General features: G+C 68.4%; 25 protein-coding genes, 1 tRNA gene and 1 pseudogene. 15 read left to right on the forward strand and 12 right to left on the reverse strand.

From position 1 onward, the window contains the following. Nucleotides 1-93: 93 nt before the first annotated feature. The 3 genes from Afe05nite_RS29300 to Afe05nite_RS29310 all read left to right on the forward strand — a co-directional run bounded on the left by Afe05nite_RS29300 (nt 94) and on the right by Afe05nite_RS29310 (nt 1,309). Complete coding sequence (locus Afe05nite_RS29300; protein ID WP_203820453.1) at nt 94-444, forward strand: STAS domain-containing protein; 351 nt, start codon at nt 94-96, stop codon at nt 442-444. A gap of 115 nt (nt 445-559) precedes the next feature. Further along, nucleotides 560-1,012: a large conductance mechanosensitive channel protein MscL gene (mscL, locus tag Afe05nite_RS29305; RefSeq protein WP_203820498.1), complete on the forward strand. Its 453-nt coding sequence runs from the start codon at nt 560-562 to the stop codon at nt 1,010-1,012. Nucleotides 1,013-1,075: 63 nt separating this feature from the next. Further along, nucleotides 1,076-1,309, forward strand: coding sequence for a hypothetical protein (locus Afe05nite_RS29310; protein ID WP_203820454.1), 234 nt, complete (start codon nt 1,076-1,078; stop codon nt 1,307-1,309). Nucleotides 1,310-1,352: 43 nt separating this feature from the next. Here Afe05nite_RS29310 and Afe05nite_RS29315 read toward each other — a convergent pair whose 3' ends face one another. After that, entirely contained in the window at nt 1,353-2,246 is an 894-nt protein-coding gene (locus Afe05nite_RS29315) for a zf-HC2 domain-containing protein (protein ID WP_307835656.1), read from the reverse strand. Between the two features lie 73 nt (nt 2,247-2,319). Further along, entirely contained in the window at nt 2,320-2,958 is a 639-nt protein-coding gene (locus tag Afe05nite_RS29320; RefSeq protein ID WP_239118272.1) for a CGNR zinc finger domain-containing protein, read from the reverse strand. A 162-nt stretch (nt 2,959-3,120) separates the two neighbouring features. Here Afe05nite_RS29320 and Afe05nite_RS29325 point away from each other — a divergent pair, with 162 nt between their 5' ends. Further along, nucleotides 3,121-3,939: a L,D-transpeptidase family protein gene (locus Afe05nite_RS29325; protein ID WP_239118273.1), complete on the forward strand. Its 819-nt coding sequence runs from the start codon at nt 3,121-3,123 to the stop codon at nt 3,937-3,939. On the opposite strand, the gene sthA is transcribed toward Afe05nite_RS29325, so the two are convergent. Beyond that, complete coding sequence (gene sthA, locus Afe05nite_RS29330; protein ID WP_203820456.1) at nt 3,936-5,339, reverse strand: Si-specific NAD(P)(+) transhydrogenase; 1,404 nt, start codon at nt 5,337-5,339, stop codon at nt 3,936-3,938. The two genes, Afe05nite_RS29325 and sthA, sit on opposite strands and share 4 nt — an antisense overlap. A gap of 203 nt (nt 5,340-5,542) precedes the next feature. Beyond that, complete coding sequence (locus Afe05nite_RS29335) at nt 5,543-6,727, reverse strand: cellulose-binding domain-containing protein (RefSeq protein ID WP_203820457.1); 1,185 nt, start codon at nt 6,725-6,727, stop codon at nt 5,543-5,545. Between the two features lie 156 nt (nt 6,728-6,883). On the opposite strand from Afe05nite_RS29335, the gene Afe05nite_RS29340 reads away from it, so the two are divergent. The 3 genes from Afe05nite_RS29340 (at nt 6,884) to Afe05nite_RS29350 (ending at nt 10,017) form a co-directional block, all read left to right on the forward strand. Continuing rightward, the gene (locus Afe05nite_RS29340; protein ID WP_203820458.1) at nt 6,884-7,564 is read left to right on the forward strand and encodes an MBL fold metallo-hydrolase; all 681 of its coding nucleotides are present in this window, start codon (nt 6,884-6,886) and stop codon (nt 7,562-7,564) included. A gap of 105 nt (nt 7,565-7,669) precedes the next feature. After that, entirely contained in the window at nt 7,670-8,815 is a 1,146-nt protein-coding gene (locus tag Afe05nite_RS29345) for a glycosyltransferase family 4 protein (RefSeq protein ID WP_203820459.1), read from the forward strand. Continuing rightward, on the forward strand, nt 8,812-10,017 hold the full coding sequence (locus tag Afe05nite_RS29350) for a glycosyltransferase (RefSeq protein WP_203820460.1): 1,206 nt from the start codon (nt 8,812-8,814) through the stop codon (nt 10,015-10,017). Before Afe05nite_RS29345 ends, Afe05nite_RS29350 begins: the two co-directional genes overlap by 4 nt. On the opposite strand, the gene Afe05nite_RS29355 is transcribed toward Afe05nite_RS29350, so the two are convergent. Then, the gene (locus Afe05nite_RS29355; protein ID WP_203820461.1) at nt 9,913-10,293 is read right to left on the reverse strand and encodes an STAS domain-containing protein; all 381 of its coding nucleotides are present in this window, start codon (nt 10,291-10,293) and stop codon (nt 9,913-9,915) included. The two genes, Afe05nite_RS29350 and Afe05nite_RS29355, sit on opposite strands and share 105 nt — an antisense overlap. Before the next feature lie 382 nt (nt 10,294-10,675). On the opposite strand from Afe05nite_RS29355, the gene Afe05nite_RS44860 reads away from it, so the two are divergent. Genes Afe05nite_RS44860 through Afe05nite_RS29370 form a run of 3 tightly spaced genes read left to right on the forward strand, consistent with a single transcriptional unit; the run spans nt 10,676 to nt 13,177 of the window. Beyond that, complete coding sequence (locus tag Afe05nite_RS44860; RefSeq protein ID WP_203820501.1) at nt 10,676-11,011, forward strand: YciI family protein; 336 nt, start codon at nt 10,676-10,678, stop codon at nt 11,009-11,011. Next, nucleotides 11,008-12,255, forward strand: coding sequence for an RNA polymerase sigma factor (locus Afe05nite_RS29365; RefSeq protein WP_203820462.1), 1,248 nt, complete (start codon nt 11,008-11,010; stop codon nt 12,253-12,255). Before Afe05nite_RS44860 ends, Afe05nite_RS29365 begins: the two co-directional genes overlap by 4 nt. Before the next feature lie 43 nt (nt 12,256-12,298). Next, complete coding sequence (locus Afe05nite_RS29370) at nt 12,299-13,177, forward strand: hypothetical protein (RefSeq protein WP_203820463.1); 879 nt, start codon at nt 12,299-12,301, stop codon at nt 13,175-13,177. Between the two features lie 3 nt (nt 13,178-13,180). Here Afe05nite_RS29370 and Afe05nite_RS29375 read toward each other — a convergent pair. From Afe05nite_RS29375 to Afe05nite_RS29385, 3 genes are all read right to left on the reverse strand, one after another. Then, nucleotides 13,181-13,255 (reverse strand) — tRNA-Lys (locus Afe05nite_RS29375). A gap of 211 nt (nt 13,256-13,466) precedes the next feature. Next, nucleotides 13,467-13,649 (reverse strand): hypothetical protein, encoded by a 183-nt coding sequence (locus Afe05nite_RS29380; protein WP_203820464.1) that lies wholly within the window; start codon nt 13,647-13,649, stop codon nt 13,467-13,469. 280 nt (nt 13,650-13,929) lie between these two features. Beyond that, nucleotides 13,930-14,586: a methyl-accepting chemotaxis protein gene (locus tag Afe05nite_RS29385; protein WP_203820465.1), complete on the reverse strand. Its 657-nt coding sequence runs from the start codon at nt 14,584-14,586 to the stop codon at nt 13,930-13,932. Between Afe05nite_RS29385 and Afe05nite_RS29390 the strand changes: the two genes are divergently transcribed. Beyond that, a complete protein-coding gene (locus Afe05nite_RS29390) occupies nt 14,555-15,748 on the forward strand; it encodes a GGDEF domain-containing protein (RefSeq protein ID WP_203820466.1) in 1,194 nt (397 codons plus the stop codon). The two genes, Afe05nite_RS29385 and Afe05nite_RS29390, sit on opposite strands and share 32 nt — an antisense overlap. On the opposite strand, the gene Afe05nite_RS29395 is transcribed toward Afe05nite_RS29390, so the two are convergent. From Afe05nite_RS29395 to Afe05nite_RS45155, 3 genes and pseudogenes are all read right to left on the reverse strand, one after another. Further along, a complete protein-coding gene (locus tag Afe05nite_RS29395; protein WP_203820467.1) occupies nt 15,690-16,334 on the reverse strand; it encodes a hypothetical protein in 645 nt (214 codons plus the stop codon). The two genes, Afe05nite_RS29390 and Afe05nite_RS29395, sit on opposite strands and share 59 nt — an antisense overlap. A gap of 71 nt (nt 16,335-16,405) precedes the next feature. Further along, complete coding sequence (locus tag Afe05nite_RS29400) at nt 16,406-17,224, reverse strand: hypothetical protein (protein WP_203820468.1); 819 nt, start codon at nt 17,222-17,224, stop codon at nt 16,406-16,408. Nucleotides 17,225-17,509: 285 nt separating this feature from the next. Next, nucleotides 17,510-18,258, reverse strand: a pseudogene (locus Afe05nite_RS45155) (transposase family protein); the annotation flags it as partial. Nucleotides 18,259-18,718: 460 nt separating this feature from the next. On the opposite strand from Afe05nite_RS45155, the gene Afe05nite_RS29410 reads away from it, so the two are divergent. The 4 genes from Afe05nite_RS29410 (at nt 18,719) to Afe05nite_RS29425 (ending at nt 23,242) form a co-directional block, all read left to right on the forward strand. Continuing rightward, the gene (locus tag Afe05nite_RS29410) at nt 18,719-20,923 is read left to right on the forward strand and encodes an MMPL family transporter (RefSeq protein ID WP_203820470.1); all 2,205 of its coding nucleotides are present in this window, start codon (nt 18,719-18,721) and stop codon (nt 20,921-20,923) included. Between the two features lie 110 nt (nt 20,924-21,033). Further along, the gene (locus tag Afe05nite_RS29415; RefSeq protein ID WP_203820471.1) at nt 21,034-21,705 is read left to right on the forward strand and encodes a response regulator transcription factor; all 672 of its coding nucleotides are present in this window, start codon (nt 21,034-21,036) and stop codon (nt 21,703-21,705) included. Between the two features lies 1 nt (nt 21,706). Next, complete coding sequence (locus Afe05nite_RS29420) at nt 21,707-22,849, forward strand: sensor histidine kinase (RefSeq protein WP_203820472.1); 1,143 nt, start codon at nt 21,707-21,709, stop codon at nt 22,847-22,849. Between the two features lie 225 nt (nt 22,850-23,074). Further along, nucleotides 23,075-23,242 carry a hypothetical protein gene (locus Afe05nite_RS29425; protein WP_203820473.1) on the forward strand — a complete coding sequence of 56 codons (168 nt, stop codon included), beginning with the start codon at nt 23,075-23,077 and terminating at the stop codon, nt 23,240-23,242. 446 nt (nt 23,243-23,688) lie between these two features. Here the strand turns inward: Afe05nite_RS29425 and Afe05nite_RS29430 are convergent, their stop codons facing one another. After that, nucleotides 23,689-23,958 (reverse strand): hypothetical protein, encoded by a 270-nt coding sequence (locus Afe05nite_RS29430; protein WP_203820474.1) that lies wholly within the window; start codon nt 23,956-23,958, stop codon nt 23,689-23,691. Between the last annotated feature and the right edge of the window lie 136 nt (nt 23,959-24,094).

Genomic DNA, 24,094 nt, shown 5'->3' on the forward strand with positions numbered 1-24,094 from the left:
CAACTAACCCCAGCAAGGTCACAAACGCCTAGCCCCATCCTGCCGATCAGACGGGACCTGGAGTACCGTTCTGCTCATACCTGGAGGTCCTGAATGTCCCTGACGGTACAAACGGAACAGCGCGCCGACATGGTCGTCGTCTCGGTGGCCGGTGAGCTCGACATGGCCACCGCGCCTCAGTTGCAGGACCAGATCAGCGACCTGCTCGAAAAAGGTCGCACCCGCCTGGTCTTCGACCTTGCCGAGGTGTCGTTCTGCGACTCCACCGGCCTTTCGGTCTTCGTGCGCGCCAAGAACAGCACCGACGATGCCGGCGGCACCGTCCGACTGGCCGCGCCGCAACGTGGTGTGCTGCGCATTCTCGAGGTCAGCGGCCTGGTCGAGGTGCTGCGCACCTACCCGACGGTCGACGAGGCCGTGTCGGCCCAGGAAGCTCTCGACTGAACTTGCCGGGGACCGGCTGCGTTCGCCTGGCCAGGGGCAGTAGTTTGTCGCCGAACGGCGGTGGGCACCTGCCGCCGGACGAACCCTCCGGCTCGTGGGAGCACCCGTGAAAAAGATCCTCCAAGGCTTCAAAGACTTCATCATGCGGGGCAACGTTGTCGACCTCGCGGTCGGCATCGTGATCGGTGCCGCGTTCACCGCCGTGGTGACCGCGTTCACCAACGGCTTCATCAAGCCGTTGATCCAGCTGATGGGCGGCGGGACCGGCACCGGCGCCGGCGCCTGGGAGCCCCGCAAGGGCGTCATCTTCGATTACGCCAGCTTCATCAACTCGATCATCACCTTCCTGATCACCGCCGCGGTTCTCTACTTCCTGGTGGTCATGCCGCTCAACTACCTGGCCGAGCGCCGCCGTCGCGGCGAGGAGCCGCCGCCGAAGGCGCCGAGCGAGGACATCGTCCTGCTCACCCAGATCCGCGACCTGCTGGCCAAGGACGCCGGAGCCTCCGGCGTGCAGGGCAGCGCCGTCGACGAGATCCTGCGCCGTGGGCAGGAGCCGCCGCGCTGACCCCGCGGAAAAAGATCAACCGGGCCCGGTACGGTTCGAACAAATGTTCGATACAGTGCCCGGATGGAGCAGCGTAAGCACTGGTGGAACGGTAAGTGGGGCCGCATCGCCCGCAAGGATGTCTTCCTGCGGGTGAGCGGCGACCAGTGGTATGTCGAGCAGCGCGCGGGCGGCGCCGACGGGGTCTCGCACTTCTTCGAGTTCCCCAGCGAGGATGCGGCCCTGGACACCGTGCGCGCGCTGCTGACCGGCCCGGACGACTGGCGCGAGCTCTCCGTCCGGCCGCCGGCCAGCTGACTCCCGGCCCCGCTCGCCGGCCCGCCGTTTCAGCGCTCGCGGGTCAGGCGGCCTGCCGCTCGTCGTGCTCCGCGGTCATCGGCCCGCGGGGCACCAGCCGCAGTCCTGGCCGGAACGCCGGCGCGGCGACCTCGTCCTCGAAGCGGGCCCGCCACCCCGAGCCGCGCCCACCGTCGACCCGCGCGCCGGGCGGCGTGGCGACGAACCCGTCCGGGATCCGCGACAGCGCGACGACGAGCAGATAGCCGAGGATGACGAACCCGTGGCTGATCAGCCGCGCGGAATCAACCCGGTCGCCGGTCAGGTCGTTCACCGACAACAGCAACAGCATGCCGACGAACGCGGTGAGCATCGGCACCAGGCCCGAGGGCCGCGTCCGCCGAAGCGCGATGAACAGGTAACCGGCGCCGACCGCGACGTTCCACGCGGCCGACTCGTGCCACAGATGCCCCGGCGTAGCTCCGGTCCCGGCATGATCGTGCACACCGGCGACCCCGCCCCCGATCTGATCGAGCCCGAGGATGAGCTGCACCGCGCCGACCGCCGCCAGCGCCAGGAACAGAGCGGTCGCCAGCGAGAACCGCCGCCAGACCGGCCACCCCCGGACGAGCTCGGGCACCCGCGCCCCAAGAACCCGCGCTCCAAGAACCCGCCACCCACGCGCGCTCGCCCCAGAGACGATCGACCCGGACGCGCTCGATCCGGCGGCGCCGGGCAGGGCCGCGAGAATGGCCGCACTCAGGTCGGGGGCCACCCCGATGCCGGTACGGGTCAGCCGGTTGACCGAGGCGGCCCGATCGAGCCACTCCCGGCATCCGGCACACCCGGCCAGATGCTCGTCGACCAGTTCGCGCTCGGCCGGGTCTTCTTCGCCGTCCAGCTGCGCAGACAGCATCTCGCGCCACCGTTCACACGCCATGTCCCCATAGTCGCGCATCGGCCGCCCGAAGTTCCCACCCGGAACGAGTCAGGACGCGGGTCCCACCGGCGCGGGCCGGACGACCCGCGGATCAGCGATAGTTCGGCGGGCCGACGACCGGTGGGCGGGACTGGCCGCCACTGCCGCCCATCAGCCGCTTACGCTCCCGGAAGGCCCGCAGGTTGGCGGTGTTCCCACAGGTGGAGACGTCGTGCCAGACGCCGCTGTTGTTGCGTGAGGTGTCGAAGAACGCGGCCCGGCAGTCGCCGTTGTGGCAGAGCTTCAGGCGCGGCCACAAACCGGCCTGCTGGGCCAGCAGAGCCTCGGCCCACAGCGCCGACGCCAGCCAGCGGGTGCCGCGACCGGTCGGGACCATCCGCACCCAGCCGTCGGCGTCGGGCACGAGGCTCACCGGCACGTCGGCGGGCGGCAGAGCGCCGTCGAACTGGGGCTCCTTGCCGGCGGCGAGGATGACGTTCTCGAAAGTGGTGCGCAGACGCCGCAGCGAGCGCAAATCACTCGAAGAGATGAGCAGCGTCGGCGCCGGGAGTCCGGACACCCGGGACCACGTGACGATCGCCTCGGTGAGCCAGAGCTGGGCGTCGTCGGCGGTCAGCAGCAGGTCGGCGCCGTAGTGCATCGTCGTGCGGGTGTTCAGCAACTCCTGCACGAGCGCGAGCCCGGCGGGGGCCTCCCGTACGCCGTGCCGGGCGCTGGCCATCCATGACATAGCCGAAGGGTACTTGACTCTTTTTCATGACGGTGTCCACCTCTCGTTTGATCTGCGCACGTGATCACCGACACACGGGTCACGAGTGAGATGCGAATGAGCCGTCCGCTGGTCTTTGTGAACCTTTTTCGGCAATGATCCGGGAAGCGACGGGAGGAATGCATGATGCGCAGGGCCCTGACACTGGCGGTCGCCGTGGCGACGACCCTGACCTTGGCAACCGCCTGCGACTCGGGCGATTCCGGCGGCAGCGGGGCGCAAGCTCCCACCGCCGTACCGTCCGCGGGGGTTTCCTCGGCACCCGGCGTGACCGACTCGCCGAGCGCGACGCCGTCCGGCATCCCCACCCCGACGCCCTCGGTGTCGGTGCCCGCGGCGAAGCTCAAGGTCGGCAGCGAAGGCGCCGATGTCCTCGCCGTCCAGCAGCGGCTCATCGAGCTGGGCTATTGGCTCAAGAAGGCGGACGGCAAGTTCGGCGCCACCACCCAGCAGGCGGTCCTCGCGATCCAGAAGGCGGCGGGCATCGGCCGGGACGGCTCGGTCGGCCCCAAGACCCGCAAGGCGCTCGACGACGGGGTGCGCCCGACCGCCAGGTCGACGGCCGGCAGCGGTTACCTGGTCGAGATCAACCTCAAGAAGCAGTTGCTCATGCTGGTCAAGGGCGGCCAGGTGGTGACGACGCTCAACACCTCGACCGGTTCCAACGAGCACTACGACTACGAGGGCCGGACGTACCTGGCCGACACCCCGACCGGCAAGTTCAAGGTCGGCCGGCAGATCGACGGGATGCGGCACGGACCGCTCGGCGATCTGTGGCGCCCGAAATACTTCAACGGCGGCATCGCCGTGCACGGCTCGCCCAGCATCCCGGGCTACGCCGCCTCCCACGGCTGCGCCCGGCTGTCGAACGCCGCCATGGACTGGATCTGGGCGACCGACAAGATCCCACTGAAGACGAAGGTCTGGGTCTACAACGCCTAGCCGTCGATCCGCGAGATGTTGCGGATCTTGTTGGCGGCGTCGAGGGCGGCCACCTTGTATGCCTCCGACAGGGTCGGGTAGTTGAAGACCGTGTCGACCAGGTAGTCGACCGTGCCGCCGCAGCCCATCACCGTCTGACCGATGTGGATGATCTCGGTGGCTCCGGTGCCGAAGACGTGCACGCCGAGCAGCTTGCCGTCGTCCGGCGAGACGAGCAGCTTGAGCATGCCGTAGGAGTCGCCGACGATCTGGCCGCGAGCCAGTTCGCGGTAGCGCGCGATGCCCACCTCGAACGGGGTCGCCGAGTCGGTCAGTTCGTCCTCGGTCTTCCCGACGAAGCTGATCTCGGGGATCGTGTAGATGCCGATCGGCTGGAGCGTGTGCATCTCGCGGGCCGGTTCGCCGCAGGCGTGGTGGGCGGCCAGGCGACCCTGCTCCATCGAGGTGGAGGCAAGTGCCGGAAAGCCGATCACGTCGCCGACCGCGTAGATGTTCTCCACCGCGGTGCGGTAGTTGCTGTCGACCTCGATCCGGCCCCGCTTGTCGGCGGTGAGGCCGGCCGCCTCCAGGTGCAGGGCGTCGGTCTGGCCCTGCCGGCCGGCCGAGTACATCACCGTGTCGGCGACGATCTTCTTGCCGCTCTTGAGGATGCAGAGCGCCGCGGTGGCGTGCCTCTCGACGGCGGCCACTTCCTCGCCGAAGCGGAACGTCACGCTCAGGTCGCGGAGGTGGTATTTCAGCGACTCGGTGATCTCCTCGTCGCAGAAGTCGAGCATCTTGTCGCGCCGCTCGACCACCGTGACCTTGGTGCCGAGGGCGGCGAACATCGAGGCGTACTCCATGCCGATGACGCCGGCGCCCACCACGACCATGCTGCGCGGCACGGACTCGAGGTTGATCACGCCGTCGGAGTCGACGATCGTCCGGTCGTCGAAGTCGACGCTGTCCGGGCGGGCCGGACGCGTACCCGCCGCAATAATGATCTTGTCCGCGGTGACCTTGGTGTCCCGGCCGTCGCCGCCGTCGATCCACAGCGAGTGCGCGTCGGCGAACCGGGCCGTGCCGGTCAGCATCGCCACGTGGTTGCGGGCGAGCTGGTTGCGGATGACATCGGTCTGCCGGCTGATCACGTGCTGGGTGCGCGCGGCCAGGTCGCTGACCGTGATCTCCTCCTTGACCCGATAGCTCGAGCCGTAGAGATCGCGCTGGCTGATGCCGGTCAGGTAGAGAACGGCCTCACGCAGCGTCTTCGACGGCACGGTGCCGGTGTTGATGCAGACGCCGCCGATCATGTCGCGGCGGTCCACTATGCCGACGCGGCGGCCCAACTTGGACGCGGCGATCGCGGCTTTCTGCCCACTGGGCCCGGAGCCCAACACCAACAGGTCGTAGTCATACACATCGCTTAGCGTCGCAGCGCGAGCGCCGGGGGTCTACCGGCCTGATCGGCCTTTTTCAAGTTGTTCATGAACCCGCCGCCCGGCCGACGCCGTCCCGGTCGACGTCGCCCCGCCGGCCGTCCCGCTGCCGTCTTCGGTGCGCTGGACCTCGTGCTGGTTCTGGCCGCGCTGCCCACCTCAGCGCGGCCGGTCCCGGTGCCGGTCTAGCGGCCGTAGCGGGTCTTCAGATGCCGCCACCAGTCGCGCAGCATCCACTTGTCGAAGTCGGTGATGGCGGTGGCGCTGCCGGCTTTCATGAGGAAGCCCTGGCCGGGGGTCGGATCCCAGTCGTAGAAGTCGTCCAGGCCGTAGGTGTGGCCCATCTCGTGCAACAGGATGTGGATGTTCTCGGCGTTCAGGTTGCTCAGGTAGTACTCGGAGCCGATCCGCTGCCCCCAGTCGCCGCCGGCGCCGCCGCTGAATCCGGCGGTGAGCCACAGCGAGTGGTCGTAGTGGTGGGACGCCCCGCCCGGACAGCCGGAGTAGTCGCCGTCCTGGTGGAAGAAGCGGCCGCACGGCGTACCGCATTGCGGCGCGTTCTCGCTGATGTCGTTGACGTAGATGTCGACCGCGGGGTCGGACCATTCGAGTTGCGCCCGGTCCCGCACCGCCCACCCGACGACCTTCACCGGCACCTGCCTGTACGGCCAGTTGTTCCAGCCCGCCCCGTCGTCGAGCAGGGCGTCCACCCATTTCTGGTACTGCCGTTGCAGGGCGCCCGCGATGGCATCGCGCTGAGCGGCCGTGACGTGCGCGGCCGAGTCCCACCGAACGCAGTAGTTGAGCTGGCCGCCCGCGGCGAACAACTGGTCCCACCCGTAGTTCTTGAACCCGAAGAGGTCGCTGTAGGTGGCTTCCTCGTGCGACCAGACCGCGGCGAGGGGTGACACCAGCGACGACGGCGGGTTCCAGGGGTCGCCGGCGGTCGGCGAGGTGGTGACCGGGGCCGCACCGACGCACGCCACCCCGTTGACCGTGAAGCCGGCCGGCGCCGGGTTGGACCCGCTCCACGAGCCGGTGAAGCCGACGTTCATCGAGGAGCCGGTCGGCACCGCGCCGTTGTATCCGGCGTTCGTCACGGTGACCGCGCGGCCGGACTGCGCCCAGGTGCCGGTCCAGCCCTGGACGACCTTCTGGGTCGAGTTCGGGAACGTGAAGCCCAGGCGCCACGAGGAGAGCGGATCACCGAGGTTGGTGATCGTCATCGACCCCTGGAAGCCACCCTGCCAACTGCTGGGCACGGCGTAGTCGACCCGGCATCCGGCGGTCGCGTAGGCCGGCTTGAGCGCGCCGACGACCGCGAACGCGGTTATGAGACAGGCCAGAGCCCAGACGAGGCAACGTCTCATCGAGTCCTCATTTCTGCGAGGTGATGAGAGCGGCCGACCGCAGGGAGACAGACGCCGCTCACTTACGATTGCCCTCGAAGCGCGGCGTGCACGGGTTCCTTGGCCAGGTTATGCCGCATAAAAATTGACGTCAATGAATCAAAGTCGGTGACTGGCGTGCGAGAGATCGTCGACGGCGTGTTCGAGCTGGGCCTCGGATTCGTCAACATGCATCTGGTGGTGACCGACGACGGTGTCGTCCTGGTCGACACGGGCCTGCCCCGCCGGTCCAAGCAGATCGAGCGGGCCCTGCGGGACATCCGTAAGCAGATCGGCGACGTGCGCACGATCCTGCTCACCCACCACCATTTCGACCACATCGGCAGCGTGGCCGACCTCCGGCAGCGCTCCGGCGCCCGGGTCATCGCGCACGCCGCCGACGCCCCGGTGATCACCGGGGCGATCCGGGCCGAGCCGACCGGCTTCCTGCCCCGGTTGATCGGCCGGGTGATGCGGGCCGAGCCCACCAAGGTCGATCAGCTGATCACCGCCGACGAGTCGGAGCCGATCCCCGGCTTCACCGCTGTGCACACGCCCGGCCACACCCGCGGTCATGTCTCCTATCTCCTCGACCGGGCCGGCGGCGTGCTGTTCGCCGGCGACACGGCCGGCGGCAAGAACGGCGCGGTGGTCAGCGGCCCGGCGCAGGTCTCGGACGATCCGGCCGAGCAGGACCGCAGCATCGCCAAGCTGGCCACGCACACCTTCGAGTACGCGGTGTTCGGCCACGGCGGCGCGGTCAAGGGCCAAGCGGTCGACCGGTTCCGGGAGTACGCGTCGGCGCTGCCCGGCGACTGATCGCGCGGCCGGGGGCTCGTCGCCGTACGCAAATTTGTGTTCTGTTGGCGAACCGGCCACGGACGAAGTGATGTGCCGGACATCGGCGCGGATCATCGTGACTGCATGCGAGTCGCTCTGGTCACGGAGTCCTTCCTGCCGGATGTCAACGGAGTCGCGCACTCGGTGGTGCGGACGGCCGAACATCTGCTGCGCCGGGGGCACCAACCGATGGTGATCGCCCCGCAGCCGCCACCCGCCGTGCGCGAGGTGCGTGTCGACGTTCCCTACCCGGTGGTGCGGATCCCCTCGGTGCGGATGCCCGGTTATCCCCAGATCCGGCTCGGGCTGCCGACCCCCACGATGACCGGCGCGATGCGCGCGCACGGCACCGACGTGGTGCACCTGGCCAGCCCGTTCGTGCTGGGCGCGTGGGGGATGGCGGCCGCCCGCTCGCTGCGGCTGCCGACCGTCGCCGTCTATCAGACCGATGTGGCCGCCTACGCTCGCGCCTACAAGGTCGGCATGACCGAAGGCGCGGCGTGGCGGTGGATCCGCACCGTGCACAACGCAGCGAACCGCACGCTGGTGCCGTCGAGCGAGTCCGGGCTGGCGCTTACCGCGCACGGCGTGGAGCGCATCCACCTGTGGCGGCGGGGCGTCGACGACGTGCAGTTCCACCCGGACCGGCGGACCGTCGGCATGCGTCGGGTGCTGGCCCCCGACAACGAGGTGGTGGTCGGCTTCGTCGGCCGGCTCGCCGTGGAGAAGCAGATCGACCTGCTCGCCGACGTCAGCCGGCTGCCCGGGGTGCGCCTGGTGATCGTCGGCGACGGACCGGCCGGACCGGCGCTGCGCAAGGCTCTGCCCCAGGCGAAGTTCCTCGGCGTACGCCGAGGGCGGCAACTGGCGCGCATCTACGCGAGCTTCGACATCTTCGCCCACACCGGACCGTACGAGACGTTCGGCCAGGCCGTGCAGGAGGCGATGGCGAGCGGGCTGCCGGTGGTGGCCCCCAACGCGGGCGGCCCGGTCGATCTGGTGCAGCATGGTCGTACCGGATATCTGGTTCCGCCGTTCGAGGCCGCCGGTTTCACCGAAGCCGTCTCCTCGCTCGCCGCGGACCCGCGGAGGCGGGCGGATCTCGGCGCGGCCGGACGCCGGGCGATCGAGGGACGGAGCTGGGCGGCGGTGGGTGACGAGTTGCTCGGGCACTACGAGGACGTACGCGCCGCGGCCGCGATGTTCGACCGGCCGGCGGTCGCCGCGTGAGGATCGTGCGGGTCGCCAACTATGTGGCACCCCGATCGGGCGGCCTCAAGACGGCACTGCGCCACCTGGGTGCCGGTTATCAGGCCGCCGGGCACGAATCGGTCCTGATCATCCCGGGCGAGAAGGAATCCGTCACCGACACCGAACAGGGCCGGACGATCACCCTGCCCGGCCCCTATGTTCCCGGGGTCGGCGGCTATCGCGTGCTCCTCGACCGCCGGCGCCTCGCCGCGACGTTGCGCATCCTGCGGCCCGACCGCATCGAGATCTCCGACCGCACCACGCTGCGCTGGCTCGGCCGGTGGGCGCGCCGCCACGACGTGCCGTCCATGATGGTCTCCCACGAGAGCCTCGACGGCCTGCTGCGGCTCTTCGGCCCGGCGTCCGGCCGGCGCGTCGCCGACGTCCTCAACGGCCGCACCGCCGCCGACCACGACAAGATCGTCTGCACGACCCGGTGGGCCTCGGCGGAGTTCGAGCGCATCGGCCGGCCGGTCACCCGGGTGCCGCTCGGCGTCGACCTCGACCGTTTCCGGCCGGATCGGCGCTCCGAAAGCATGCGGTCCCGCTGGGCCGGTCCCGACGACGTGCTGCTTCTGCACTGCGGCCGGCTTTCGCCGGAGAAGAAACCCCGCCGTTCGCTCGCGGCGCTGGAGGGCCTGCGCCATCAGGGTGTACGGGCGGTGCTCGTCGTCGCCGGAGCCGGGCCGCTGCGCAACGCGCTGCAGGAAGAGGCCGCGGCCCGGGGACTGCCGGTGCGCTTCCTCGGTCACCTCGGCGACCCCCTCGAGGTGGCCGCGCTCCAGGCCTCGGCCGACGTGGCGATCGCCCCCGGCCCGATCGAGACGTTCGGCCTGTCCGCCCTGGAGACCCTGGCCAGCGGTACGCCGGTGGTGGTGAGCTCGGAGAGCGCCCTGCCCGAGGTGATCGGCTCGGCCGGCCTGGCCGCCGCGGGTGAGGGCCCGGGTTACGTCTCCGCCGTTCTGGACCTGTTGTCCCACCCGGAGGCAGCCCGGCGCCAGGCGGCCCGGACGCAGGCGGAGAAGTTTCCCTGGTCAGCCTCCGTCGACGGGTTCCTGGCCGCGCACGGTGCCGCCTCAGGCGCTCATCGGTCCAGCGGTGATCGGCCCGGCGCTGATCGGGTTGGCGTTGATCGTGTCGGGGGCGCGGAGACGCTGGGCCGGGACGCCGGCCGCGCGTAGGTCGGCAGCGAGCTCGCCCGACGCCCCCGGCAGGAAGACGATCACCCGATGGTCGTCGGCGAGGTCGCAGAGCGCGGCCAGGGTGCCCAAGTTGATCGGGTCGAGCACGGTCACCCCGGACAGGTCGACGATCAGCCGCAGTGGCCGCAGCTTACGAACGGCGTGCACGAGGGTCTGGCGGAACTGCACGGCACAGTCGGTGTCCAACACGGCCTGCGGGGTCACCACAAGACTCCCGTCGGCGTCCGTTCGGACCTCGACCGCGAAATCCGGCATCTCTGTAAGCCCTCCGTCGCCCCGAGTTTGCCAGGGGGTAACGAAGCTTAAGCGCAGATGACGGAAGACGTCGATCCGTCATGCACCACGCGAGGAAAGACTCAGAGTGCGCCAGTCGACGAACTTGAAGTCCGTGCTCACCCGGCCCCGCGCCCCGGTCGACGCGGTTGACCCAGATCGCCGGGTCGTCGGCATCGGCTTCGCCACCGGCCTCGTCGTCGAAGAGCGCCGGTGTCTCGACGGACGCGGCGATCTCCCGGCCCGCCGGGTGGCCGGCGGCTCAACAATCCTCGGAAAAGCATGTCGGATCGCGCCGGTGTGGTTCGTAGCTAGGTTGAAGGGCGCCCCGACGGCGGCTACCGAGCAGCAGGAGACGATCCGGATGACCCAGTACATGATGTCCGTGCTTTTCGACGAGAACTCCGGGCCCGGCACCGAGGAGGAGATGGCCGCGGTCAGCGCCTTCAACCGGCGACTGCAGGCGGCCGGGCACTGGGTCTTCGCCAACGGACTGGCCGACCCGGAGTCGGCCACCGTCGTCGACGGCCGGGGCGCTGAGCCGGTGTTCACCGACGGTCCCTACATCGAGTCGAAGGAATACATCGGCGGCCTCTGGATCATCGAGGCCCCGCACCTGGACGTCGCTCTGCGCCTTGCCGCCGAAGGGTCCGAACACTGCAACCGGCGGGTCGAGCTCCGCCCCTGCCACTCGGCGTGACCGACGTCGACGCCATCATCACCCGGGTCCACCACCAGGAATGGGCCCGGGTGGTGGCCGCCCTGGCCCGGCGTTTCGGCGACCTCGACATCGCCGAGGAGATGACCGCCGAGGCGTTCGCGATCGCCGTCGAACGCTGGCCGGCCGACGGTGTCCCGCCGAATCCCGGCGCGTGGCTGACCACTACCGCTGTTCGCCGCGCCATCGACCGGGTGCGCCGCGAGGCCAAGCGCGAGGAGAAGCACCGGGAGGCCCTGATGTTGTCCGACACCGAACCGCCGGAGCCTCTCGGCGCCATCGACGACGACCGGCTGCGGCTGGTCTTCACCTGCTGCCACCCGGCCCTCGCCATGGAGGCGCGCGTCGCTCTGACGCTCCGGATGGTCGGCGGCCTCACCGTGGCCGAGATCGCCCGCGCGTTCCTGGTCCAGGAGACCGCCATGAGCCGGCGGATCACCAGGGCCAAAGACAAGATCAAGGCCGCCCGGATTCCGTACGGGGTTCCGCTGCGTTCCGACCTACCCGCCCGGATCACCGGCGTCCTCGCCGTTCTCTACCTGATCTTCAACGAGGGCTACCTGGCTTCCCACCCGGCCACCGACCCGGTCCGCGCCGACCTGACCGCCGAGGCGATCCGCCTGACCCGGCTCCTGCACGCCCTGATGCCGGTCGACGGCGAGGTGGTCGGCCTGCTGGCCCTGATGCTGCTCACCGAGGCCCGCCGCGCCGCCCGCATCTCGGCGACCGGGGAACTCGTGTCGCTGGCCGACCAGGACCGCGGAGCTTGGAACCGGTCCCTGATCGCCGAGGGCCACGCCCTGGTCCGCGCCCGCGTGGCTTCCGGCCACCCGCCGGGCCGCTACCAGATCCTGGCCGCGATAAATGCCGTGCACACCGATGCCCCCGACGTACGCGACACCGACTGGTCGCAGGTCGTAGCCCTCTACAACCAACTGCTCCGCCTCGATCCGTCACCGATCGTCCGGCTGAACCGGGCGGTGGCGGTGGCCGAACTGGACGGCCCCGAAGTGGCCCTGGCCGAGATCGACACCCTGCCCCTGGACGGCTATCACGCCCAGCACGCCACCCGAGCCGAACTGTTGCGCCGGCTGGGCCGCAGCGCGGAGTCCAGAGCCGCCTACGACCGAGCGATCGAACTGGCCGGCAACAGCGCCGAAACCGCGTTCCTGATCCGCCGCCGCGACCAGCTGGCCGGGGACACCGTCGATCGATCGGACGGGTGACCGGCGGCGGCCGAGATCCCCGACCGTGCGGCAAGATTGGCGCATGAGTCCCGTCAGTCGTGGCCGCAAGAAGGCAAAGTCCAGCCGGATCATCCGACGAGTCCCGGACCCGGCGACAGCGGTCCCGGACGTCTGCGACTGTCCGGCCTGCCGAGCCGGCAGCGACCCGGAAGCGCTCGCCGCCGATCTGGCCGTTACCGGCGCCGACCTTCTCGCCGTCGAGGATCCGCTGACCGTGGAGATGCTCGGCTCGAGCTTGGTGGCCTCGGTGGACGTCGGCGGCGAGGGGCTCGTCGAGGCATTGTCCGAGGGACTCATTCCCGCGGTGGCTGCCACGTCCACTCCGGAGTCGCTGGCAGTCCTGCTGGCCATCGCGGCGGTGGAGAACCGCGCGACCGCCGGCGCCGAGGCGCAGCGTCTGCGGGAGGCCGGCGTGCCCGACCCGGGCTGGGTCGAGGCGCTGTCCGACCCGGTGAAGCCGGAGATTCTACGGCTCTACCGAGAACCGACAGGCGAGTCCGCCGTCCTGCTGGGCACGTTCGCCCGCGCCGGACAGTCGCACGGTTTCGTCATCGGCATCAGTCACCTCGACTGTGATGCGGCAACCGACATCCTGATGTTCCCCGGCGAGTCCCTGGAGCAGGCTGAACAGCTCGTCGTGGAAGACGGCCAACGAAGCGGCATAACGTTCACCGCCGAGGACATGGAGCCGGCCGACTTCCGTTGGCAGGCCGACCGCGCTCTGACCGCCCGCGCCGTCCACGACTGGGAAGACAGCGTGCCGGACACCGGCGACGGCTTCGACGAGAACGGCCAGCCCGACTACTACACGTCGGCTGTCCTGCTTCGTGCCCGGCTCCGCGTTCTCCCCGAGCCCACCCGTCCCCCCGCACCGCACGGCAGCAGCGCTGGACCGGCGTGAAGCTGGTGGGCCGCCGGGGATTCGAACCCCGAACCTAAGGATTAAAAGTCCTCAGCTCTGCCATTGAGCTAGCGGCCCGCGATCATAGAGTACCTGCGACGACCGGAGTCACCGAACAGGTATACGGACCAGGGGCGTTTTTGCAGTTCAGAGGACTTGGTCCGGTGTCATGTGCTGTAGTTCTACGCAGCCTGCCGCTCGGCTCATGACCTACTCATCCGCACGCCCACCAATCAGACATCGGCACAGCTTGAAGGTCACGACCTCGAGCGATGACGAACTACACAGTTCACAAACCGCCCCCCGGTAGCGCCTGCGCCAGATGATCGGTCACGCGTTGCAGGCCCTCGGTGGTGTCGTGGGGCAGGGCCCGCATCGCCGCCGCGACCGCGAGGATCCGGGCGGGGGCGAACAGCGGATCGCCGCTCTGAGCGTGGCGAGGCAGGGACCGGTTCGAGGTAATGGTGGTCAACCGAGTAACTCCCCCTGAGACGGACGACCTGGTGTCGCGTTATGACGTTAAGTCGACCGAGGTCCCATCCACGTGCGAATACGTTGCCGGCCGGGAGCATGCGTGGCCTCCACCCCGGCCGGATGTGTAGATGGCTGGGGCCGGCCTCCATGGCTGCGGGTCGTTCGCTGCAGTGACTTGGAAGCTGGCGAGAAGGTACCCATCCCGACCCCGCTGAGACGGGCTGCGCGCGAGCGTATGGCTTACGCGTAGCGGTCCGTACGGAAGTTGGTCGCGTTTCTCAGACACGGTAGGCGGAGATCGTCTGGTGGAGTTCCTCCGCCATTCGGGCCAGCTCTTGGGCGGTGGCCTGGGTTTCGGTCGCGCCGGTTGCGGTGGCGTCGGCGGCCTGGGCTACGCCGGTGATGTTGGCGGCGATGTCGTGAGCGCTGGTGGACGCCTCGGCAACGCTGCGGGCCATCTCGCTGGTGGTAGCGGTCTGCTCCTCTACCGCGGCGGCGATGGTGGCGGCGTGGTCGTTGATACGTGCGGTCACTTCGGTGATCTCGCCGATGGCGGTGACGGCCTGGCCGGTCTCGGCCTGGATTGTCTGAACGCGGCGGGAGATGTCCTCGGTCGCTCGTGCGGTTTCCTGGGCCAGGTCTTTGACCTCGGAGGCGACGACGGCGAAGCCTTTGCCCATCTCGCCGGCGCGGGCCGCCTCGATGGTGGCGTTGAGGGCGAGCAGGTTGGTCTGCTCGGCGATCGAGGTGATCAGCTGCACCACGCTGCTGATCTCGGCGGACGACTGGCCGAGTTTAGTGACGATTGTGGCCGCAGCGCGACGATGGGTGGAGACCGTGGTGCAGGACGCCTGGGCGGCACGCCGGGCGGCGCAGGTCATCGCCGCCGTCACGGGTCTGGCGGTGCTGCTGTTCTCCGTGGCGCTCAATGCCATCGGCGAGCGCGATCGGGAGGTCAAGGCCCAGGACGACCGGCTCGGCGTGACCTTGAGTCAGCAGGTGGACGCGGTCGCTGGCTACTTCGAGCAAGCCCGCATGGCCGATCTGCTGGTGGCGCGGAACCCGGCCTTCACGGACTTCTACCGCACGCCGGGAACCACACGGCAGAAGATTGCCGTCGGGGGCGCCCTGACCCGGCGGGTCAACGATGCGCTGGCATCGTTGGAGCAGGTGTTCCCTGGACGCGTCGGAGAAGCGTGTTTCGTCAATGCCGACGGCGCTGAGATCGCCCGCGTGGTCAACGGCATGGCCGCCACCTCGGCGCAGCTGTCGAAGGACGAGAGCGCTAACGCGTTCTTCGCGCCCACGCTGGCGCTCGAGCCCGGCCGGGTCTACCAGGCCAAGAAGTACGTGTCCGAGGACACCCACGACGAGGTCGTCTCCAATTCCACCGTGGTGACAGCGGCCGGTCATCGAGGCTTGGTGCACTTCGAGATCGCGCTGGCCAGCTTCCGGATGCCGCAAACCGTCAGCGGGACCACAGCCACGATCGTCGACGCCGACTCGGGGCAGATCCTGGTCGACAGCCGGGCGGCGGACACCGACCACGCCCTCGCGGGTCTGGTCGCCGTACGCTCGAGCGGCGGCGTCACGACGATCGGATCACGGCGGGTGGCCTATCGCCGTCTGACTGCCACCGCCACGAACGCGAACTCCTGGTACCTGACCGTGTCCGCGCCCGCCGTCACGGCCGGGAGGTCTCGGGGGTTCGGCGTCGGGCCACTCTTGCTGGTGCTGGTGGCGTTACTGACCATCCTGGCCGCAGCGGCCAGCGGATGGAACCAGTGGCGTCGTTCCCGCTATGCGGCTCTGCACGACAACCTGACCGGGTTGGCGAACTCGGCGCTGCTGAGCCAGCACGTGGCCGCGGCGCTGCACGGCGGGCACCCAGCGGCGGTACTGGCGATCGACTTGGAGCTCTGGACCACCACCGAGAACTCGCCCTGCAGGAAACTCTTGACGTGTCTGGCTAGCACAGGCTGCGGGTTCCCACCGCGCCCGCGCACGCGGCCAAGAAATGGTGCAACGCCCCAGTCGCCTACAGGCAGGCGTGCGCGACCTTCTCCACCTTCGGGAGGGTCATCTGGATCTGGTTAGTTGGTAGGCGCAGGCTGTCATGGTTCTCGACGTTGTAGAACACAGCGATGCCGTTGGCGTAGCCCAAATAGAGCAGGCAGTTGAGGGACCCTAGATCGATCATTCCGGGCTGCCGCGGGATGGTCCAACTGACCTTGGCTGGGCTGGCCTGGATTGCAAGCAACTGCAGGGCAGGAGAGAATAAGTACGCGTTGCGGACCGTTTCACCATAATCGGTGGCCTTCTTGCCGAAGAGGTAGGCAAATATCGGCAGTGCTAGGAGTATAAACACCAGGACGGTGATGCCGCTGCGTTGCGCCAGTCGTCTCAGGTCGTGCGGGTGTGGCAGGGCGGTCGCTTCCCCCCAGCGGCCCGCTGAGGCGTGGCGCACCGCCCGGGTGAGCAGTTTGCCGGCAACCAGGACCCCGGTCAGGACTAGGGTCAGTTCGATGGTCCCGACGAGCTGGCCGGCTAGGATGTCCTGGTAGCCATAGCCGACCTCCTGCGGCGTCGCCCGTAGCTGCTGGTAAAAGAAGACGTACGCCAGTCGCAGCATGCCGAACAGCACGACGCCTACGGTGCCCAGCAGTGGGGCCGCGTATTTCACGGTCCAGTCGATGAGCGTGGTCCCAACGTTCGGCTGAGCCTGTGTCCGTTTCGTCGGCGACGGCTTGCCGCTCAGGGGACGACCCGGAATGCGCCGCAGTTCGTGGAGCAGGTGGTGTCGTTTTCGGGGACCGGCTCGACCACGATGGCGTATATGCCCGTTGGAATGTCCCGGGTGACTGTCCACCGAATGACGGCGTTGCCGTATTGATCGGTGGTCGCGGGCGGGAGGTCGTTGCGCCAGACCATTCGTTTACGGTTGTTTTTCGTGGTGCCGTACAGGTCGGCGAGGACGGGAGAAGCCGGCGGGTAGCCGGAGATCTCTGTGGTGATCACGTCGCCGGTTCGTACAGTCCCTTCGCCAGCGAAGACCATGGCGCTCGGACCAGAGCTGGGTGTCACTTTTATGGTCCCGAAGATCGATCGAGAGTGCGCGGTGCTTATCTCATACCGGTACTTTCCGGGCCGGTTCATCACTGCGGCGAAAGCAGCCACGGGTACCTCCCACGTGAACGCGACGTCTGCATCGTTAAAGTTCGAGTCCCGGTGACCGGGAAATGAGCTTGTACCTCCGCCTCTTGCCGGGATGTGCAAGATCGGTTCGTCGCCTCTGGAGAAGCCGTCCAGGCAAAGATGTAGACCCTGGAAAACTTCTGTAACGATCGTCGGCGCCGAGCTGCCGTCGTAGATGTCACAGCTTGAGCCCGTCACGGCATGGCCGGTAAAGGCGTCGAGAACGCTCAACCAGAGAGGCCGATGCCTCTTGTCAGGGAGGACAGACTGCGCTGAGAGCGGCGCCGGCGTGGCCCCGGCCGGCATCGCTAGATCCCCGGCGGTCAGCGTCGACACGAGAGCTAAGGAGAGTGCCATCCGGCGGGCCGTGCGAACCACGACGATCAACCTTTCCTGCAAGCAACCGCCACGTAATCACGCGACGCGCTCACTATGAGCGACCTGATCGCTGCTCAGGCTGGAATCGAAGAAGGGTCCCTCGTCCGGGCACCAACCTGTAATTCTGTGGCGATTGCCTCGGCCAGATCGGCGCCGGGCCAGAGGGCTGCTGCGGGGCCCAGGGTCGCTTCCTCACCAGGGGCGTGGTTTGTCGAGCAGGTCAGCCAAGGTGGCTCGATCCCACAATGAGCCTCATGCCGCGCCGCGCGATCGTCAGGGCGATCTCCAGTGGGTGTCGTGGTCGGCGGGTTTCGGCTGGTGCCAGGTGGTGGCGAGCAGGCGTGCGGTTTCGGGGATGGTCAGCGGGATCATGCCGGGCTCGGCGGGTGGCCTCTGGCCGTGTGTGTCGGTGGCGGGGCTTGGGTGTCGGTGCGGGCCTCGAGGGCGGCGGCGATCGCGTAGACGGTCAGGGCGGTCATGACCAGCACGGTGTGTCGGATGATCGCGATATGGAGCCGGGCTTGGCATTGATCGAGGCCGAAACAGCCCTTGCTGAACTCGAACGTCTCCTCGACCGACCACCGCAACCCCGGCGGCCCGGCGGCCCGGCGGTCCGGCGGTCCGGCGGTCCGGCGGTCCGCACGAGCCTGGCCAAGGTCAGCGGCTGGCCCGGCGGCACGTAGCAGTAGTGAAAGGCGAGGTCACCGCTGGTGATGTGACGGCGGAGCAGCAGGTGATGCCGAGAGCCGGCCGCGATCCACGCTCACGCGTACCAGCGTTGTCCCTTCGCACCGGCACCGGCCGAGCGGAGCTGCCACCGGCGTTGTCCTTGGGGAGCACGACGACGGCCTTCGCGCAGGTCATCCGGGTCTCGGCGTTGAGGGTGAGCATGAAGTTCGAGGCGATGCGGAGTACGTAGGCCTGCTGCCGCTGTGGAGGAACTTCCGCAGCGGGGTGCAGTTGCCGTAGACCTCGTCACCGCAGATGAAATCGAGGACGACGCCGTCGGCGTAGGCGTCGGTGCAGATGTCGATCCGGCCCGCGTGCTGCCAAGTCTGCGTCCGCACAAAACACGACCGCAACCGCTCCAGCAACTCACCCGCGGTCCGGGCCGTCCGGAGGCCTCTATCCTGGCAGCAGCAGTCGCCTTCGATCTTGTTGTCCTCACAAACAAATGATCAACAGGCAGCTGCGTCCATCTTGGACACCACCCCCACCACATCCCAGCAGGTCAGACTGCTGATGGCGGCTGCTTTGCCAGCCATTCGAATCTGGGGTGTGATCCGCCGAGAGTGCTTCTGCGGGGACGCGCGACGAATACGGCAGGTTCCCGATGTTTGCGGGCCGTTCCGGTGTACCGCGGGTGCGGTATAGCGACCTGTTCTACGGCGTTTGCCGCAGGCGTGATGACCGCGTTGGCTCGATGACTGAAAGGGGTCAGGACGCGACAGTGAAGTCGTTCTGCTTCGTGTCGCGATGGGAAGGACCCCTGTCATGTCTGCTCTGGCCCGCTGGTGCGTCACGCACCGCAGGACCGTGTTCGTCAGCTGGCTCGTAATGGCTGTGGGCCTGCTCGCCGCGGTCGTGCTGGGGGGTACGGCGTTCAAGACGTCCGCCGATGTTCCGGACAGTGCGTCGTCCAAGGCGTACGCGCTCCTGGCGCAGATGCCGGGCGGCGCTAGCGGGAACACACTTGGCAAGATCGCATGGCAGGCGACGTCCGGCTCGGTGACCTCCGCGACGGTGAAAGACGAGGTCACCGTCATGCTGGACCAGATCGCCAGGCAGCCCGGTGTGGTGTCGGTGGTCAGCCCCTACACCCCCGCCGGGGCGAAGCAGGTGGCGGCACAAGCCAACACCGCCTACGCCCAGGTGGTCCTGAAAAACGGTGCCGACGTCGACCCGATCGAGAAGACCGTCACCGACGCCCATCTTGCGGGCGTCAAGCTGACCTACGGTGGAACGGCTTTCGACAAGAAGCCGACACCGACGCATGGTCCGGAGGCGATCGGGCTGATCGTCGCGTTGGCCTTGTTGATGCTGATGTTCCGTTCCTGGCGGGCGTCGCTGCTCCCGCTGATCACCGGTGTTGCGGGGGTGGTCGTGTCGCTGCTGCTGGTCGTGGTCGGCTCGCATCTGTTCACGCTGGACTCGACCTCGATCAGCATGGCCTCGATGATGGGCCTGGCCGTCGGCATCGACTACGCGCTGTTCGTGGTCAACCGCACCCGCAAGGGTCTGCTCAGCGGCATGCCGGTGCCCGATGCGGTGGCTCGGGCGATCGACACGTCCGGGCGGGCGGTCATCTTCGCCGGTCTCACGGTCATCGTCGCATTGCTGGGTATCCGGGTGGTCGGGATGGGTGTGCTCACCGGCATGGGTGCGGCCGCCGCGGTCACCGTCGCGGTCACCGTCGTCGCGGCCCTGACGCTGCTTCCGGCCCTGCTCGGTGCCTTTGGGCTCAAGGTGCTGTCGAAGCGCCAGCGCGCGCAAATCGCGCAGGGCATCGTCGAGGACGCGGCTGGCGTGAACCGTGAGGGCGGCTTCGCCGCTGTCTGGGCTCGGGTTCTGCAGAGGGCTCCCTGGCTGATGGCACCCGTCGCCCTCGCGGTGGTCGTGGTCCTGGCCGGCCCGGTCATCAAGATCCGGGTCGGGGACGCTGACGCCAGCAGTGACCCGGGGGCATCGACGACGCACCAGTACTACGCCATGACCTCGGCGGCCTTCGGCGACGGGTTCGACAACCCGCTCATCATCGCCGCGCGGACACCCGATCCACTGTCTAGGCAGGCGTTCACCGCCCTGGCCGGCAAGCTCGGCTCGGTGACCGATGTCGCCGCCGTGAGCCCGGTCGGCACGTCGGCTGACGGTGCCGTCCGGACGGTCATGATCACCCCGCGGACCAGCGAACAGACTCCGGAGAGCGCCGACCTCATCGACCGGCTCCGCAATGACGTCATCCCCGCCGCCCAGTCCGGAACGAGCCTGCGCGCCTACGTCGGCGGCAAGGCCGCATCAAGTAAGGACCTGTCCGATGCGCTGCTCGGGCGGCTGCCGCTTTACCTCGGCATCATCGCGGTCCTTGGTTTCCTGCTGCTGGCCGTCGCGTTCCGCAGCCTGCTGGTGCCGCTGGTCGGCGCGCTCAGCAACGTCACCAGCATCCTCGTGGGTCTGGGCGCCATCACCGCGGTGTTCCAACTCGGGTGGGGCAGTGAACTGATGCGCGTGGGCACCGGCGCCCCGATCCAGTACATCGTCCCGGTCATGATCGTCGGGATCGTGTTCGGCCTGTCCATGGACTACCAGGTGTTCCTGGTCAGCCGCATCCGCGAGGAATGGGCGGCGACCAAGGACAACCGGCGCGCCGTACGGGTCGGGGTCACTGAGACCGGGCCGGTCATCGCCGCCGCCGCCCTGATCATGCTCGGAGTGTTCGCGTCGTTCGCCTTCGGCGGTGAACGCATCGTCTCCGCCATCGGTACCGGCTTGGCTCTGGCCGTCCTGGTCGACGCGTTCGTGGTCCGCATGACCCTCATCCCCGCCCTGATGACCATGCTCGGCAAGGCCAACTGGTACTACCCGCGCTGGGCCGAGAAGAACACCCCCCACCTCGCGGTCGAGGGAGCTCCCGCCGCGGCGCCGCAGTCCAGCGCGACGCAGCCGGCGACCGGCGAGCCCGCGGCAACCACCGTCGCCTGATACCCGGCCATGGAGACGGCGACAGTGCAGGGTCCGGGTGTCTACCACCGGACCCTGCACGGCCGACGCATGATGAGACGAACCCCGCGGCATCCCAGAAAGCTGACCTTGTGACCATTCGCGTGCTGCTCGCCGACGATCAAGCGCTGCTGCGTGCCACCTTCCGGCTGCTGATCGACGCCGAACCGGATATCGAGGTCGTCGCCGAGGCATCCAGCGGTGATGAGGCGGTGACCAGGGCGCTCCGGACCGGCCCCGACGTCATCGTCATGGATATCCGGATGCCGGGCAGCGACGGGATCGATGCCACCCGTCGCATCACCGCTACTCCCAGCCTGGCCGGCACGCGGATCCTCATCCTGACCACCTTCGAGACCGACGAGCACGTGCTGGCCGCGCTGCGGGCCGGGGCCAGCGGCTTCCTCGGCAAAGGCGCCGAACCAGCCGAGTTGCTGCAGGCGATCCGCACCGTCGCCGCCGGTGAGGCCTTGCTGTCACCCGCCGCGACCACGTCGCTCATCGAGCGGTTCCTCAAGGTGCCCGATCTCGTCATCACCGACACCGACACCAGGCTCGGCGGGCTCACTGCCCGAGAGCAGGAAATCACCGCCCTGGCCGGTACCGGGTTGTCTAACGAGGAGATCGGGCGCCGGCTGTCGATCAGCGCCGCCACCGCGAAAACCCACGTCAACCGGGCAATGATGAAGATCGGCGCCCACGACCGCGCCCAGCTCGTCGTGTTCGCCTACGAGACCGGCCTGGTCACGCCGGGACGGCGCTGACATGCGCCAGGCGCGCGCGGCCGGCTTGCCGCTGCTGGTCGTGTTGATCAACATGGCGCAGATCGCCTACAGCACCGGCGGCAGCCTGGGCAAACCAGCCATCGCGCAGGTCGTCATCATCGTGATCGGTGCCGCAGCGCTCATGGCGCGCCACCGATACCCGCGAAGCGTCGCTGTCGTCACCACGCTCTGCGGTACCGCTCTGCCGATCATCGCCCCGCACCAGGTCGTCGTGGACGTCGCTACCGTGGTCGCGCTCTACACCGTGGCCGTGACCACCGACCGGCGAACCACCGTCATCCTCGGCGCCGTCGCCGCGACGCTCCTGACCGTCAGCTCGATGCTGTGGCTGCCGCATCACCTCCTGAACATCCGCAATGTCCTACCTCTCAACTACATCGCGGTCGCGGCTGCGGTCGGCGATGCGGTACGCAATCAGCGCACGCTCTTGCGGCAGGAAAGGCGCCGCACCATGGAAGCCGAACACACTCGTGAGTCGCAGAGTCGCCTCCGGGTCCGCGAAGAGCGCATTCGCATCGCCCGTGAGCTGCACGACGTGGTCGCCCACCACCTCACCCTTGTCAACGCCCAGGCCGCCGTCGCACACCACCTGCTACGCACCGATCCTGAACGGGCCTACCAGGCCCTCGGCGACATCAAGCAGACCAGCCGGGATGCCCTCGACGAACTACGCGCCACCGTGGGTCTGCTTCGCGACGACGATGAACCGGAATCCCGCCAGCCCGTGCCGTCCTTCGCCGAACTCGACACTCTCCTCGACTCGTTCCGCAAAGCCGGCCTAGACCTGCAGCTCACCCGGCAGGGCACACCTCAACCGCTGACCGGCTCAGCCGACCTCGCCGCCTATCGCATCGTGCAGGAAGCCCTCACCAACGCCAGCAAACACGGCCCCACGGCCCACGCCGCACTCGACCTCACATACACCGAGCAGGCTCTGCACATCACCGTCACCAACCCGGCCACACCCGGCCACCGGGGCCCCGGGACCGGACACGGAATGATCGGCATGCGCGAGCGAGCCGAGTCCGCCGGCGGCCGGTTCACCACCAGTTCGCCCACCGAGGAGATCTTCGGCGTCGAAGTCAGCCTGCCATTGACAACCAACAACCAACCGGCGGCATAAAGTCGAGACCGCCGGGCCGCAGAGCACGGCCCACGCCACGCCAGGCCGCTTGCCGTGCGAGCGGTGGATGGATCGAGGCAGGCAGCGGCTACGACGTCATCCGGACGACGACTTTGCCGGCCTTGGCGCATCCTTGCTCGACGTGGGCCAGGGGCCTCGCGGGTCGGCGCGAAGTCGAACACCCGGTCCACGACCGGGCGGATCGTTGCCGTGTCGAGCAGGGCGGTGAGTTCGCGGAGCTGGTCGCCGCTGGCCTTCCTCGACCGGCCGGATTGGCGCGTCGTGATCCGTGATGGTGGTGGCCTGAACAGCGACTTCTTTGCCTGGCTTACCGCTCACGTAGCGGCGCGGCTGCGGCTGCGGCTGCGCGCATTTTCCGAGGTAGAAGGCTGAGGATGCGATCAGCAAGCAGGTTGTGGCCGCCGACGCTCCCATTCCGCTCACGTGCTGGCCGCCGAGATTGCGAACACCCAGCGACAATCCGCGCCGGATTCGAATTGGCGTCGCTCATTACTCCCAGGAGGCGACTATCTCGGCCGCCAGAGCGATCGCGATCTCCGCCGGCTCGGCGGGGTGCATGTCGCCGCCGTAGGGGCGCACCATGAACCCGTCCACCGCCGGGTGGAATGCGAGGGCTCAGTTCGTCCGCCACACGCATCCCGGAATCCTGACATGAGCCCCTTCAGCTCTGGCAGTGTTCTCGAGAGCCGCTGGCCCGTCTCGGCGGATGGACCGCTACGGCCCGGGAAGCCCCAGCTGACGGGGCATCGCCGGATTCGACCGCCTCCGCATACGGTCCCGCTGGCTACGTGACGAGCGAGGAGCGACTGTCTATGGGGTCAAGCTGGGCAGTCCACAGCCTGCAGAATCTCGCCCGACTCAACATCCAGCACGAATGCTTGCGTCCGGGGTGAACCCACGCCCGCCCCAGCAGACAGTGGATGATCACAAACTTTGACGGCGTCGACCGATCCCAACGAATTGTTGGGCTCTCCGGCAAGGCCGAACAGGACCAGCACTACCGTGACCATGAATGGCAAGCGACTATTCCGCCAAGGGACCCGGCTCGGAGTCACCTGGACCGGGCCATCAAGATCGATGAGGAACACCTCGTAGATCATAGGCGCCGGCGCCCACTGTCCCCGCCACACGTCAGGGGGCCCGAACCGAGTTCGGGAGTCACTTGCCGAGGTCGCTAGTGGCGGCGACTTCGGTGGCTGCTTCGTTCAGGCTGTTCAGAGCCGG

Origin of the sequence: Paractinoplanes ferrugineus (assembly GCF_016862195.1) — a bacterium.
Lineage (GTDB): Bacteria > Actinomycetota > Actinomycetes > Mycobacteriales > Micromonosporaceae > Actinoplanes > Actinoplanes ferrugineus.